General features: G+C 43.0%; 9 protein-coding genes. 3 read left to right on the top strand and 6 right to left on the bottom strand.

The features are described 5' to 3' along the window. Positions 1-80 precede the first annotated feature (80 nt). Complete coding sequence (locus tag OCU46_RS14185; RefSeq protein ID WP_141268925.1) at positions 81-1,109, bottom strand: response regulator; 1,029 nt, start codon at positions 1,107-1,109, stop codon at positions 81-83. After that, positions 1,099-4,980 (bottom strand): ATP-binding protein, encoded by a 3,882-nt coding sequence (locus tag OCU46_RS14180; RefSeq protein WP_141268927.1) that lies wholly within the window; start codon positions 4,978-4,980, stop codon positions 1,099-1,101. The genes OCU46_RS14185 and OCU46_RS14180 overlap by 11 nt, the downstream gene beginning before the upstream one ends. Before the next feature lie 137 nt (positions 4,981-5,117). Between OCU46_RS14180 and OCU46_RS14175 the strand changes: the two genes are divergently transcribed. Continuing rightward, a complete protein-coding gene (locus OCU46_RS14175) occupies positions 5,118-6,023 on the top strand; it encodes a substrate-binding periplasmic protein (RefSeq protein ID WP_141268929.1) in 906 nt (301 codons plus the stop codon). A 123-nt stretch (positions 6,024-6,146) separates the two neighbouring features. Here the strand turns inward: OCU46_RS14175 and OCU46_RS14170 are convergent, their stop codons facing one another. From OCU46_RS14170 to OCU46_RS14160, 3 genes are all read right to left on the bottom strand, one after another. Then, a complete protein-coding gene (locus tag OCU46_RS14170; protein ID WP_141268931.1) occupies positions 6,147-7,715 on the bottom strand; it encodes a polysaccharide lyase family 7 protein in 1,569 nt (522 codons plus the stop codon). A 226-nt stretch (positions 7,716-7,941) separates the two neighbouring features. Next, positions 7,942-9,696, bottom strand: coding sequence for a polysaccharide lyase family 7 protein (locus OCU46_RS14165; RefSeq protein ID WP_141268933.1), 1,755 nt, complete (start codon positions 9,694-9,696; stop codon positions 7,942-7,944). A gap of 188 nt (positions 9,697-9,884) precedes the next feature. Next, positions 9,885-10,265, bottom strand: a complete 381-nt coding sequence (locus OCU46_RS14160) for a DUF2750 domain-containing protein (RefSeq protein ID WP_141268935.1) — start codon at positions 10,263-10,265, stop codon at positions 9,885-9,887. A 137-nt stretch (positions 10,266-10,402) separates the two neighbouring features. Between OCU46_RS14160 and OCU46_RS14155 the strand changes: the two genes are divergently transcribed. Together OCU46_RS14155 and dkgB are read left to right on the top strand one after the other, a co-directional pair. Beyond that, positions 10,403-10,924 (top strand): lactoylglutathione lyase family protein, encoded by a 522-nt coding sequence (locus OCU46_RS14155; RefSeq protein WP_141268937.1) that lies wholly within the window; start codon positions 10,403-10,405, stop codon positions 10,922-10,924. Between the two features lie 96 nt (positions 10,925-11,020). Continuing rightward, positions 11,021-11,824: a 2,5-didehydrogluconate reductase DkgB gene (gene dkgB / locus OCU46_RS14150; RefSeq protein WP_141268939.1), complete on the top strand. Its 804-nt coding sequence runs from the start codon at positions 11,021-11,023 to the stop codon at positions 11,822-11,824. 100 nt (positions 11,825-11,924) lie between these two features. Here the strand turns inward: dkgB and OCU46_RS14145 are convergent, their stop codons facing one another. Then, positions 11,925-14,975, bottom strand: coding sequence for an efflux RND transporter permease subunit (locus OCU46_RS14145; RefSeq protein WP_141268941.1), 3,051 nt, complete (start codon positions 14,973-14,975; stop codon positions 11,925-11,927). Between the last annotated feature and the right edge of the window lies 1 nt (position 14,976).

Here is a 14,976-nt window from a genome sequence, read left to right as displayed (position 1 = left end):
TTTTACTAAGAAAAGTAGTAGGTACCTTAGATACCTACTACTATGCTTCTTGTTGAGGGGATACTATCTAGTGAGTGAGTTTATAGGTCTGAAAGGCGCTCTTTGATCTCTAATATCTCTTGTTTGTGCTGTAGGAAAATATCAACCAGTCTTGGATCGAAATGCTCTCCTTTCTCTTCAATGAGCAGAGCAAAGGCATCCTCTGTATCCCAGGCTTTTTTGTAGGGGCGAGGGGAGGTTAGGGCATCAAACACATCAGCTATGGCAGATATTCTGCCGACAAGAGGAATATCCTCACCAGCAATACCTTCTGGGTAACCATTACCATTAAATTTTTCATGGTGCGTCATAGCCACAGTGTGGGCAAGTTGCAATACTGATGAGTTATCTGGACCGAAAAGAATATCACCACCGATGTTGACGTGAGTTTTCATCACTTCCCATTCTTCAGCCGTTAATTTATCGTCTTTAAGCAATATTCCATCGGGAATACCTATTTTGCCTATGTCATGCATCGGTGCCGCGTCCCGAAGAAGGTCTGCATCCGCTTCGTTCATACCTGCTGCAATGGCCAATAAATGGCAATACTGCGCCATACGTTGTACGTGCAAACCTGTTTCATTGTCCTTGTACTCTGCGGCGCGACCGAGACGCTGAATGACCTCAAGTTTTGTTTTATTGATCTCTTGGGTTTGGTTTTTAACTTGTAAATAAAGCTCACGATTTTGATTGGCAAGAGCAAGGTGTGTTTTGACTCGCTGTATCGCAACCAAAGGAGTAATAGGTTTGGTAATGTAATCAACGGCCCCAAGACGAAAGCCCTTAATCTCATCTTCGGCGGTGATCTTTGCTGTAACAAAAATGATAGGGATATGGGCAGTGTTTGGCTGACTCTTTAAGATGCTACAGACTTCATAGCCATCCATTTCTGGCATCATAATATCTAATAATATGATATCTGGAGCTGGAGTCATTTGGGCTATTTTAATGGCGAGTTTGCCACTGTTGGCCACTTTGATACGGTAGTCTTGCTGAAAAGTACCGGCTAAAACATCAATGTTTGCAGGAGTATCGTCAACAATTAAGATCGTTTGTTTATTATCTGTCATGGTCGCTTTGTTCCCCTATTAAATTTTTCAGTAACTCTGCCGCGCCTTCGTAGTCGAAATTGGTCATGGCTTGCTTAACCGCTTCTAATTGCTGACGAGTCGTAATGTTTAGTGATGCCGCAAGCAGTGACTCTAGAATCTCTTGCGCCTCGAATTCATAGGCTTCAATAGCCTTGAGCAAATTCACCAATTGATTATCTACATCGATGATTTTTGGTGGTGTTAAATCATCATTGCAATCATGGATGCTTTCTAAATACAGCTTAGCTTGTTGACTCGCTTCGCTTAGCTGCGTTTTTAGCAAACCAGATTGTTGATTTAGGTAATCTATATTGGGTGCTTGTGATTGTAGCTCGGATTCAATAGCTGCGGCTGTGCTCGATAGGTTAGGCATGCCAAGACTTGCAGCTAGTCCTTTCACGGTATGCGCCGTTATCTCTATAGCTGGAAAATCTAGAACTTGTAGATTCTGCTCTATGGACTCCAATTGCTCAGGTCCGGAATCAAGGAACTGGCTTAACAATTTAATGTACAGTTGTTGGTTCCCATTGACTGTGCCCATTCCAATGGTTGCATCAAATACTTCAGGCGCGTTTGAATGGGAAACCGACGGTTTTGAGGAAGTATCAGCAACGGTTCCGCCCTCTAGATAACGGCTTAATACGGACTTTAATTTATCCATATTGATTGGCTTTCCAATATGGTCATCAAAACCGGCTTCTTTAGCCCGTTTTATATCTTCATCCATAACATTTGCAGTCATTGCCACAATCGGTGACGGATAGCCGGATTGTTTGAGTATTTTCGTTGCCTGGTATCCATCCATGATTGGCATTTGAATGTCCATTAGTACCAACTGGTATTCATTGCTTTGTGCTTGTTCAATGGCTTGCTGGCCATTACTGGCAACATCTATGTCAATGCCAAAAGGTTCGAGAAGGCCTATCGCTAACTCTTGGTTAATTTCATTGTCTTCGACCAACAGTATGCGAGCATTGTTGAACACTAACTTAGACTCTTTGTATTCTCGGTTAGGCTCAATGATCGACGACATTTCAAACACCGCATCATAGATTTCGTCAGGCAATGATGGATTCGCTAGACAGCGCCAACCTGCATTCAGAAACTCTTCTACTCGAGTATCTTGATCGGTAGAAACCACCACATTAAGGTTTAGCTTTTTAGCAAAAATTTTCAGGTCGTGAATGTTTTCTGAGCAGGCTTTATCGACGGTTAACAACGTATTTCGCTCAGAATCAACAATGTTATCTTCGATCTCTTGGATAGAGTCAAAGAAGGACACATTGGCATTTAGTTCATTAAACGCAGATTGAATAAGTTGATTAGATGTGCTGTTTTCTTTTTGAATCCAAAGATGATAGTGAGAGCTTTTTTGGACTGACTCTTGCCATTGTCGCTTGTGGCTTAAATCTATATCTAAGGTCACGTCAAAGTAAAAGGTACTGCCAACTCCCAACTCACTATCGAGTTCCAGTGAGCCTCCCATTTTCTCTACCAATTGTTTTGAAATTGACAGTCCAAGACCTGTTCCTCCAAAGTTGCGCGTTGTTGAGGCATCCGCTTGGTGGAAGGATTGGAATAGTTTTGATTTTTGCTCGTTACTGATACCTATACCCGAGTCAACAACACTAAATCTAAGTTGTTGCTGGTTTTCAAGATCCGTTAGCAGTTGTACTTTCACAATCACTGAGCCTGTTTGAGTAAACTTGATTGCGTTGCCCGTGAGGTTGAGCAGTATCTGGAATAAACGCGTATCGTCTGAAACTAGGTAGCGTTCAACGTTAAAACCGATGTCAAAATAGAGTCGAATCGACTTCTCTACCGCTTTTATTGTGCAAATATCAGCAAGTCTTCGTAACAGTTCTCTGAGAGAGAAAGGTTGATTGTCTAATTCAAGTTTACCAGCCTCTATCTTGGATAGATCCAGAATGTCATTGATTAGATTGAGCAGGGTAGAGGATGACTGTTCCACTTTTTGCAGATATCTGGCAACAGCAGGTTCTTGATTTCGAGTGAGGGCTAAATGAGTCATACCGATTATCGCATTCATAGGCGTTCGGATTTCATGGCTCATATTGGCTAAGAACTGGCTTTTGGATTGGTTAGCTTGCTTCTCTTGCTCTCGCGACTGCTCTAGCATTGTGGTCAGTTCAATCATATCGCTGACATCATAAGCCCAGAAGAGAACGGCTTCTTTATCGTTGAAGTGCGTTCTGTAATAGCTGACACGTCCCGTAAATTGCTCACCATTTTGTTTTCGAAGTTGCATTTCCTTATCAACGACTGCGCCATTGGCGATCAGTTCTTCATAGACCTTGGCTCTATCATCTGAAGAGTTGTAGATCTTAGAGACGTCATAGTGATGGATCTGCTCCTTAGAGATTTCAAATAATTCCAACGCCCTAGGGTTGGTATAGGCGGGCTGATTTTCTTGAATGATTGCTACAGCGATAGGTGAGGACTCAAGTATTTGCAGTAGTTCTTGTTGCTTGTTGTTCAACTCTTGGGTTCGAGCATCTATTTGTTCTTCAAGTTCGGCATTGGACTTAGTCATGATTTCATAAGAGCGAGTTCCTACTTTGAGTAGGAATAAAGAAACCGAAATGATCAAACCAACAGAGATGAGCAAGAAGGCAATAAGCACAAAACGTGTTGTATAAAAAACGCTATAGACTTCCTTTAACGTTATTTCAGCCACAATGGCGAAACCGTATTTTGGAAGCCAGCGGACCGATGTCAGCATCTCTTGGTCTAGATGAGTGACGTCTTTTTCAAAGTTCTTATCATTAATCTCAGGGTCACTTTTCAGTTCTCTGATGGTTTCGAGCAATGTCGGAGACACTTTTTTAGATAAGATATCATCGGTATTCTGGATAGAAGACTGAGAGCGGCTATTAGTAATGACAAAACCTTTGCTGTCCACGCCGAACACAGTACCCGTTTGTCCTATTTTTGCGGCGCGAAAGTTTCGTGTGAATCCTCTTGTAGGGTCTATCGTCAGGGAAAATATGGAGAATATGTTGTTGTTTTCATCTTTAATGGGATAGAGCAAGAACATTGAAGGGACTTCAGCACTGTCAGAAACTTGAAGAGAGCTTTCATCGCTTCTTACTGGGGGGACTAAAACAACTTCACCTTGCCAGGCTCTTTTTAAGTAACTCGGAGAGTTAGTTTCCAACGAACTTTTCACCCCAACGTAATCATCATTGGTGGACGCAAGATTAAGATTATTTTGTCCAATGAGAGTAAAACCAGTCTTCGAGGTAATATTGATACGACTGCTGACATGACGCCTAAGTCGCTTTTGAATCGGTGATTTGAGGATGATTTCAGCTTTCTCGTCAGCTGGAAAATCAAGGGTAGAGATATCATCGAGTAACTGAGCGAGTACAATGAAGTTTTCGTCCGTTAAGAGTTTAATGTTAGTTGCTTTTTCTCCTAACCATTCTTGAAGAATGACCTCAATACCATCTTGTGCGAGATCTAATCTGCCGTGGTACGAATTTAACGTGTTTGATCTTTCGTTCTGCAGGACAAACGCTATGCCGACTATCATGCTGGCACATAGGCCAAGCACAAGCACTGAAAATAGCCTTTTACTCCGTTCTTCTCCGAAGAAGCTTTCATGTTTCTTTCGAAAAATGTGATTCAAAATAGAAATGACTATTAGCACCATGAAGATAATCAACAGTCCCAATCCAATCTGCGACATTGGGTTGATGGTGGTATTGGAAACTAGGTTATCGTTTACTTCGTTTGCACGTAACGAAGTACTGAGCAGGGCAGTGATGAGTAGTGATGCAAAAACGGTGGTTATTCGGTTGAGAGCCTGACCGAGTTTTTGTTTCATTAGCTTTTGAATCCTTTCTAGTCTTTTAGATTTTCTCGCAGCGTCAAAAAGTTAGGAGCTTACTGTTAAGATATTGACTTGATTACAAAAAGTTACCAATATGTTATAGCACCTTTAAACTATATCGAATAGAGAAAATGCAAAGACTTGGTCGGTTATCTCGTGTTTTTAGTTTGTCTTGTTTGTCCCTTGCTTGCTCACTTGCAACAGCAGAGGAAATTCACGTCATTAAAATGACGCCAAAACAGTCACAAGAAGATGTTTCCCATGACTATTTAGTGCAACTCGTTTCTAGGTCATCTGAAATTGCGGAAGCCCATTTTGGACCTAGTAAAATAGAGTTTATGCCTATAATGCTGAGCCAAGATAGAGTCTTACAACTGTTAGGGATAGGCGGTGTATTAGACATTGTCTCTTCTGCGCCTACCGCTGAACGCGAAGCGTCGTTTCTTTCGATTAAAGTCCCCATATTCATGGGACTGCTAGGCTACCGAATGATGATTGTTTCTCCTGAGAAACTGCCAGAATTCGAGCAAATCAGCAGTGAAGAGCAGTTAAAAAGTCTCGTTGCTTGCCAAGGGACCGCCTGGCCAGATGCTGATATTTTAGAAGATAGTGGCTACAAAGTGGTTAGAGTTGATCGATTCGAGCAGATGTTTGAAAAACTGCACGATGGAGGATGTGACTATTTTCCAAGAGGGATCACGGAAGGGTATGGGGAGTTGGAGTACTACAATGAAAATAATCCGGATAAACCCTTGGCTAAGTTCGATTCAATATTGATTCACTATCAGGTACCTCTGATGTTTTATACCAGCCACAACAATTATGAGTTGGCGGCTAAGATTCAATATGGCATGGAAAAAATGGTTGAAAATGGTGAGCTTGAAGCCTTACTAAAAAATCATCCTGTTACTCAATCCGCCTTCCCACTGTCTAAATGGGAGAAATCTACAATCTTTAGCGTTCCAAACAAAAGACTTCCTAAATCTGTTCCCACTTATAAGCAAGAACTTTGGTTAGAGCTAAAGTCTAATCCTTAAATTGAGAGCTGTTTTACAGACTACCAATACCTAGAGCAAGATACTTTAAGTAGATAGCCACATAAAAAAGAACCCCGCTCTAGAGCGGGGTTCTTTGTCATAAATTGTACTTTAGCTTACAAATTACTTAGCTGTGTAAGTATCGTGAGATACGTCTAGCTGGTAGAAAGTCGCTTGTGAGTAGTCGTCTAGGTCACCAGAGATGTTCTGGTTGTAAACGCCTGCTTTGAAGTACATGTACTTGCCGCCTACGTCATAGCCGCTGTCGCTCATGTCTACAACTTGAACTACGTCGTCGTGGCCTTCACGCATAACAGAAACAGTCATGGTGTTGCCTTTAACTTCGATGCGGTAGCTGAATTTCTCGCCAAGAGCGATACCATCTTCACCTACTTCTGCAGTCAAGTCGCCAACTAGAGGGTAGAAATCTTCTTTAGTTGCGTCTTGGCTTTCGTGTGCAAAGTAAACAGCACCAGTTGGTTGGTTTGGTAGTTTACGGTAGTACAGACGAATTGGCTCATCGTTTTGGTCGTGAATCTGACCAATGATGAAACGACCTACTTCGTTCGCGTTACCAGTAGTTGTTGCGTGGTCGATTTTCAACGTTGCTTCTAGAACGCCGTCAATACCAGCAGCAGCTTTTAGGTCCGCTTCAGGAGCACTTGAGAATACCCAGTTGTTTTTGTTAACGCCTTTAGTCTTAATAGACTGGTCACCACGACGCATCATTTCACGAAGTTCAGTACGTGCGTACTTAGTGTTTTTAGAGGTACGAACGCCTTTAACGTAAGACTTGAATACTAGACCGCCATCGTCAGCAGTGTAGAAGATTTCTGGATGTTGGTAACCATTTGCAAGGTTCCACTCAGAAACGTCATCTGGCTTGCCATTTTTGTCATGATCGAATGGTTGAGATAGGTACCAATGCGTCATGTCGAAGTTTTCGCTAGGTGCGTTACCTGCAACAGGTGTTGCTGGTAGGCCAGTTGGTACTGGTAGTGCAGTGCGAGTGTTACATTTAACTGTAGTTTCACAAGGGTATACAGCTGGTGCTCCAAAGTCACCTGAACGAAGGTCTTTACGCGCTTCTTTCAGTGCTTTCTCTGCTGCTTTCATTTCAGCAATCATAGTCGCTTCAGCTGCAACTACTGCAGGAGTAATGATGTGGCTAGTAGGACAAGCGTTAACGTTACAGTTAACTGCCGCTAGTTCAGTCACACTGTTCCAACCGCTTTTAGTGTTGCCGTGTCCAACGTAGCGTACATAACGAGCTTTAACAGCTGTTTCCCATTGGAAGCGTTCTAGGCCTAGAGCTTTACCTGAGCTCATTTGATTCTCAAGTACTGTAGTCCAGTTTTCACCATCAACACTTACTTGGATATCAAATTTAGACTGACGCTCGTTACCTTTGCTGAATGCAGCTTGAACAGCGTCAAACTCTTGAACTGAACCGTAGTCTAGCATTGCCCACTCACCTTCACCTGCTGAAGACCAGCGAGTTGTAAGGTCTTGGTCGAACAAACGGTCAGGACCGTTACCATCGTGGCTGCTTGCTGTGATTGCAACTGGAGTAAGCAGAGCTACACCAGTTTCTTTGTTGTTTGGAAATTCAGGAGCTGAAGGAGTAGAAGTACAGCCAACTGCTAATAGGACAGAAGTCGCTAACAAGCTTTTTAGATATATATGTTTCATGTAACCATTCACCTAATGTTGTAAAAACCAACAATGTAATTTGTAGTATAAAAAGAGATTTAAATTATTTTTTTGATGAAGAAAGCTTAGCTATCCGTGCTTCTACATCGCCTGATGCCTTTTCGAACCTGATTGCTCATCGCATTTACACAATAAGGATACATATTTTAATAATACAAATGTAAGCGAATGTATGTAAATGCGATCAAGGTCTAATTCGAATGTTCTAATAGTGATCTAGGTTCAAAGAACTGAAGCTAACGTCGAATATTTGACCAGGGTAATCAGGCTTAAATTGCGGATAAATGCCTGCTTTGAAGTAAAAAGCGATATCTGAAGACGTCCAGTCTGAAGATAAAACAACCGTATCGCCGTCTTTATCTTGGTAGTTTTGCCCCCAAGGGATTGAGTGAGCTACGAGATTACTGCCATCAGTATCATAGGTCGCTAGATAGATGCCATTTTCGTCTGCACGAATGGTGTAACTCCATTCTTCACCAGCGGCATAGGTGCCTAGCTCGACACTAAATGGTTCGCAGTGATTACAATCTTGATTATTGATTTCATAATCATCATTAAGGATGACTCGGACCGGTTTGCTATTTCCTTCCCATAAAAGTTTGACCAGAGCTTGATTGATCTTCCAACCATGGATTTGCCCTAAAACGACCTTAGGTTGGCTGATGTTAGGGTAGTCTTCTATTTTCAGAGTGGCGTTAAGTGTGTGAATCGTAGCACCCGTTCTCTTGTCATCGAGATACCAGCTCGTGTCTTCATCACTGGTACTGCAATCTGGGTTACTTGTGCTGACATACAGCTCTCTCAGCTCAGAACGGATGTAGCTTGAGTTGGCTGTCGAGCTGCCATATCCCATATCTGCTCTAAAGTGCATGCGCCCATCTTCAACATTGAAATACGCAATGTTTTGATCATTGTCGTAGACGACCTCGTCATTCGCGAGAGTATCTTTGTCAGAGTAACCACAGCGATCAGGTGTGATTTCGGCAGCACTATCACCACCTGAGCCATACCAATCGTCTTTACTTGCTGGAATAGTTAATTTCCAGCTGTCGATGTCCCAGTTATATGCTGTGTTTGAGTCGGAAGTTATCACTTTTAACGCTCGGAAATGAGCTTCTGATTCACCGTTTTCAAATTGATTGTATACACCAGCCTTGAAGTAACTCAGTAGGTGTTCCCAATAGGAGATGTCAAGATTGGCTTTTACAATGTCATTAACTTCAATAGATAAGTTATTTTCTTGGACAATCAATTCAAACTTAGTGAAGGCATAAGTATTTGCTTCACCAAGATCGATACGGTCGTAGGCATTTTGACACTCTGCTGAATCTGGATCAGAGCCTTCTCCTTTACAATCGACAGCATTGGTCTTTAATACAGCCCAGTAGTGACCATATTTTCCATCACGTTCTAACTCATAGACCACTCGCAGTAGAGGGTGGGGGATGTAACCGGTGCCATCACTTGAGGTGCCTTTGTTGTGGATCTGTAAAAACGTCACTTCGTCACGGCTCGAAGAGCTGTTGCTCATAGCGTCTTCGATGTTAGGTAGTTTTACTTCAGCCAACAATGTGCGCTTTTCGTCCTCAACATTGATATCGAAATTATCTCTTTCACGCACTTCATTGCGCATGGAGTAGTTCGACATCTTGAAGACTAGGTATTGTGTGTTTTCTTGAGCATAGAAATAGTCGTCCAGATACCCAGAAAAATTACCATCGCGCACAACGGTTTCTTTGTTGGATGCGCTTCCATCGGGGTCGGATTGCTGTAAATCTGAATTGGACAGAATATCTTGGTATTTAGTAATACTATATGGCGCAATTGGATCACCTGGTTCAATAGGGGTTCCTGTGCCAGGATCGGTTGGTGAACCGGTGTCAGAATCAGAAGAACTTCCACCGCCACCACAGCCGTTTAGGAATATAGCTAGCGTCAATGCTATGAGTGATTTATTCATTTTTTGCATGGATATCTGTAACAAAACGTAAAATAGAGCATGCTAATTGTACTATTTTATGTCAATTTGATGGCATAGAAACTGTGAGCTTATGCACGTAGAAATAGATATCTTTGAGAGAAGGACTTTGTTTCACGCACTAAAAAGGCCTATCTATTGATAGGCCTTTTTAGTAGTAAGGTGGTTTTTTATCTTTGCTGCTTCGATTCGCGCTTGACCAGTTCCATTTCAAACTCGTCAGGGTACAAAACGATTCCTTCACCTTCTTGGTCAGGGAAAACAACCAGCGATAGCTCGTCTTCTTCAAGGCCATGAGTCCAGCGAGACTTCCATTTAGCAATAGAAATAGGTTCAGCAGTAAAGCCTTCCCATTCGCCTGTTGCCCATAGCAATGCATGTTCTTCTGAAGGCCAAACAGGGACGCATTCTTCGTCTTCAGTGTTTAGCATGACACTTCCGTGCTCATCAATTAATAGCCAGATTTTCTTATCGTTTACCGCAGCCTTAAAGAATAGGTTAAAGCGCTCTGATGGATCCTTTGGGACATTTGGAGTAGTAGCAGAAGTCATTGCATGCCTTTGATATATAAATGTGTCCCACACAGTATAACCCTGTGCAATTGTGAGTGCGAGAAGCTCGTCGCTTTTTCAGCGTCAAATAGATTAGTGAACTACAGTTATTTCAATTCACTCAGAGGAGACACCTTATGATCACCCCTCCAAACACCAACCACACGTATCCAAGAAACTTTAGTCATATCGGAATATCAGTGCCTGACTTGGAAGCTGCCGTTAAGTTTTACACAGAAGTATTGGGTTGGTATCTGATAATGGAACCAACAGAGATTGTGGAAGATGACTCTGCCATAGGAGAAATGTGTACTGATGTGTTCGGCGCCGGTTGGGAGCGTTTTTGGATAGCGCATATGTCTACGGGAGATCGTATTGGGGTGGAGCTATTTCAGTTTAAAAATCAGCAGAATCCAGAAGACAACTTTGAATATTGGAAAACAGGGGTATTTCACTTCTGCGTTCAGGACCCTGATGTTGAGGGGTTAGCGGAGAAAATTGTTGCTGCGGGCGGAAAGAAGCGTATGAAAGCGCCTCGCTATTATTACCCGGGCGAAAAGCCGTATCGCATGATTTATATGGAAGACCCCTTCGGCAATATCCTTGAGATATACAGCCACAGTTATGAATTGCATTACTCAAGTGGTGCTTACAACTAAAACTCTGAGAGGTCGCGCTAATAATGCGCGACCTTTTTACTTTCCCGCCTATTTTTCTGCCAGAATTATTCGAGTATCTACTAACTGGAGAAAACCATGAACTCTATACCCCTTTTGGGAGCGGGCACCTACAGACTCAAAGACGGTGCAGGCTATGATTCGGTGAAAATTTCATTAGAAGCCGGATTTCGTCATATCGATACGGCTCAGATTTATGGAAATGAACAAGAAGTGGGACAGGCGATTTCTGATTCCTCTATTCCTCGTGAAGAGATCTTTCTGACTACTAAGGTCTGGATAGATAACTTTTCTAAGGAAAAGTTTGCGCCAAGCGTTCACGAGAGCTTAGAAAAGCTAAAGACAGATTACATAGATTTATTGTTAATTCACTGGCCGCTTAAAGATGATGAAGTACCAATGGAAGAGTACCTTCCAGAACTAAAGGCGCTAAAAGATTCAGGCTTGGTTCGCCATATTGGCGTCTCTAACTTTACTAATGCTCAGCTTGAGAAAGCCATTGATATCCTAGGTGATGGAGAGGTTTACACCAATCAAGTAGAAGTGCACCCATATTTGCAAAATCATAAGGTGGTTGATTTTTGTGAAGCCAATGGTGTGATAGTGACTGGGTACATGCCTTTTGCTTATGGTGATGTGCTAAAAGATGAAACCATTCAAGCCATTGCTAAAGAGCATGACGCGAGCCCTGCTCAAATTGTGCTTGCTTGGATGCGCCAGAATGATTTCGTAACGATTCCCTCATCAACAAAGAAAGCCAACATCGAGAGTAACTTACAATCAGAAAAGGTGATGCTAACCGAGTCCGATATGGAGAAGATCGGCAAGCTTGATAGAGGTCATCGTCTTGCAAGTCCAAGTTTTGCTCCAGACTGGGATTAGCCTTTAAACAATGTAGCCTTTGGCTGAGATACCCCAGAAAAACAGAGCCCGAAAGATACTCTCTTTCGGGCTTTTTCATTGAATAGATCAGTCTCTCGGATTAGGCTGATTTTATGTTGTAGAAGGTAGCAAATAGCAAGGGCACGACTACCAGCGTTAACACGGTAGAAAAGCCAAGACCAGCCATTATTGTCACTGCCATGGAGCCAAAGAATGGGTCAGCTACCAATGGTATAAGGCCTAGGATGGTGGTCAATGCCGCCATACTTACCGGTTTCACACGACTTGTTGCACTATCAAGTACTGCAAGGTAGGGCGCTTTGCCACTGGCCAAGTCAATATTGATTTGGTCCATCAGGACAATACCATTTTTCAATATCATGCCACTTAAGCTGAGCAAACCCAGTAGTGCCGTGAAGCTAAATGGAAGATTGGTGGCCAATAAACCGTAGCTGACACCCACGATAGATAGAGGTACGGTCAACCAAATTACCAGAGGCTTTCTAAACGAGTTAAATAGCAACATGGTAATGATAAACATCATTAGGTATCCCATAGGCATGGCAGCACCTAGTGCTTCTTGTGCATCATTAGAAGATTCGTATTCACCGCCCCATTTTAGTGAATACCCTTCTGGCAGTTCATACGCCTCGACCATAGGCTTCAGGCGTGAGAACAATACCGCTGGCGTTTCATCACTAAGGATATCGTGATCGGCTAGTACGCTAATCTCTCTCTTACGATCGCGTCGCATGATTAGAGATTGCTCCCAGTCGAGATTGAGACCATCAATAACTTGCTCGATAGGAACATAGGTTTGTAACACCGGGCTCCAGATCTTCAGCAGGTTAATGGTTTCAATATCTAGACGCTCATAGTCGGGTAGTCGAGTAACGATTGGCAGTTGTTTAGTACCATCACGCAAAACACCAATAGTGCTGCCTCCAAATGCCATATTTAGCATATTGGACACGTCCTCTTTCGAGATCCCAAAGCGTCTAGCCTTAGATTCATTAAACTCTGGCACAATGGTTTTCGTTTGTTCGCGCCAGTTATTGCGTATGTTTCGCGCGCCAGGATCTTGGGCGATAATTTGTTCGAGATCTGCTGCGATACTTTTCAGCTGCTGTGTATCTGGCCCAACGACCCTTGCTTCAATTTTAGAAGCAGGCGCGGGTCCAAACTCTACAACTTGCAGTCTAAAGTCGGCAACAGGGAAGCGTTTTGCAAGTTCGTTGTCTAAGGTACCTATCAGTGTGAACATATTGTCCAAGGAGTCTGATCTTATTGCCAATTGAGCATAGGACTCATAAGATTTTTCGGGCTGATAAGTCAGCGAGTATCGCTGAAGACCTTGTCCAATGGTTGTCGTTACATATTCAACGTTTTCAAGGCCACGTACATAACTTTCTATTTCTTTGGTTACAGTTGTAGTTTCTCGAATATCAGTGCCTTCTGGCATCCAAACGTTAGCGTAAAACATCGGCGTATTGGAAACAGGGAAGAACTGTTGTTTTACGTAACCAAATCCAAATACCGCTGATGCCAACAAAGCGACTAAGGCAATAATACTGGTCCATCTAAAGCGAAGAGCAAGCTTCAAGGTCCATCTAAAGATGGTGAAGATAGCACCTTTATACAATTCGCCATCATCTACTGCATCTTGCTTATTGTTTGGAAGGAACTTCTCAGCTAAAAATGGGGTGATGGTAAGAGCCGTAACCCAACTCAGAAATAGCGAATAACACAGTACCCAAAATAGAGAACCCATGAACTCACCAGTGGCATCTTGGGACAAACCAATTGGTGCAAAAGCGGTAATAGCGATAACTGTCGCACCAAGCAAAGGCCACTGCGTTTGTTTCACTATTGCGATGGCAGCATCGGTTTTTGACAAGCCTCGCCTGATCCCGACTAAGATCCCCTCAACAACCACAATCGCATTGTCTACCAGCATACCTAGGGCAATAATAAGCGCGCCTAAGGAGATGCGGTGCAGCTCTATATTGTTGTAATCCATCAAGATAAAGGTGCCAAAAACGGTCAGTAGTAGTACTAAACCTATGATTAGGCCACTTCGCAGTCCCATAGCAAACAAGAGTACAACGATAACGATGCCTACAGCTTGAGCGAGGCTGATGATAAAGCCGTCTACTGAGTTAGCGACCTCTTGTGACTGATCGTAGAAGTAATTTATCTCCATGCCGGCGGGAGTGTCATTATCAAGCTCTGCCAGTCGTTGTTTTACATGCTCACCAATCTCAACCACATTCACACCTGCGGCAAAGGAAATGCCAATGTTTAAAGCGGGCTGGCCATTATATAAAACCACATTTTGAGGCTTTTCTACAATGCCTCGGGAGATGTCGGCAATATCTTTTAGACGAATCAGTTTTCCGGTATCTCTACCGTGTATTACCAAGTCTTCTAACTGTTCTGTGCTAGATAGATTACCGGTAGGGCGAAGAGGTAACGATTGCCCTGAGATCATCACATCACCAGCAGGCTGAACCGTATTCTGCTGGCTAAGTAGACCTACTACAGTAGCGTAATCAAGATTTAAGCTCGCTAATCGCTCGGTAGACACTTCCACGAATATCTGTTCTTGCTGATCACCGGTGATCATGACCTTACCGACACCATCGACCAATTCCAACTCGCGCGATAAAAAGTCAGCAAATCGTTTTAGCTCAGGGTAGGTATACACGTCTCCGGTGAGAAGCAGAGACATACCGTATACGTCGCCAAAGTCATCCATGATACTAATGCCTTGGACTCCTTGAGGGAGGCTAGGGCTTAGGTCATTGATTTTACGGCGCATTTCATCCCAGATTTGTGGTAACTCATCAGGGCCATACTCCATCCCCATGCTTACCATGATCTGCGTTTTGCCTGCTGATGTGGTAGAGGTGATCTTGTCTATATAGGGAAGCTGACGAATCGCTTTCTCTAAGGGGTAGGTGAGCTCTTCCTCTACCTCTAGTGTTGTCGCGCCAGGATAAGTAGCGATCACCATGGCATCTTTCAATGTAAATGCTGGGTCTTCCAAACGACCAAGATTTGAGAAAGATGAGATCCCACCAATGGCTAGGATCACAATAAACATCCAGCTAATAACGCTGTTCTTAATTGATATGTTTGCGATATTCATA

Origin of the sequence: Vibrio comitans, assembly GCA_024346835.1 — a bacterium.
Classification (GTDB): Bacteria; Pseudomonadota; Gammaproteobacteria; order Enterobacterales; family Vibrionaceae; genus Vibrio; species Vibrio comitans.
This window is presented reverse-complemented; position numbering and strand designations above follow the sequence as displayed.

What these genes read in the sequence shown, in the direction of transcription:
- OCU46_RS14175 (WP_141268929.1), top strand. Translation starts at nt 5,118, where the DNA reads ATGCAAAGACTTGGTCGGTTATCTCGTGTTTTTAGTTTGTCTTGTTTG.
- dkgB (WP_141268939.1), top strand. Translation starts at nt 11,021, where the DNA reads ATGAACTCTATACCCCTTTTGGGAGCGGGCACCTACAGACTCAAAGAC.
- OCU46_RS14155 (WP_141268937.1), top strand. Translation starts at nt 10,403, where the DNA reads ATGATCACCCCTCCAAACACCAACCACACGTATCCAAGAAACTTTAGT.
- OCU46_RS14185 (WP_141268925.1), bottom strand. Translation starts at nt 1,109, where the DNA reads ATGACAGATAATAAACAAACGATCTTAATTGTTGACGATACTCCTGCA.
- OCU46_RS14160 (WP_141268935.1), bottom strand. Translation starts at nt 10,265, where the DNA reads ATGACTTCTGCTACTACTCCAAATGTCCCAAAGGATCCATCAGAGCGC.
- OCU46_RS14180 (WP_141268927.1), bottom strand. Translation starts at nt 4,980, where the DNA reads ATGAAACAAAAACTCGGTCAGGCTCTCAACCGAATAACCACCGTTTTT.
- OCU46_RS14170 (WP_141268931.1), bottom strand. Translation starts at nt 7,715, where the DNA reads ATGAAACATATATATCTAAAAAGCTTGTTAGCGACTTCTGTCCTATTA.
- OCU46_RS14145 (WP_141268941.1), bottom strand. Translation starts at nt 14,975, where the DNA reads ATGAATATCGCAAACATATCAATTAAGAACAGCGTTATTAGCTGGATG.
- OCU46_RS14165 (WP_141268933.1), bottom strand. Translation starts at nt 9,696, where the DNA reads ATGAATAAATCACTCATAGCATTGACGCTAGCTATATTCCTAAACGGC.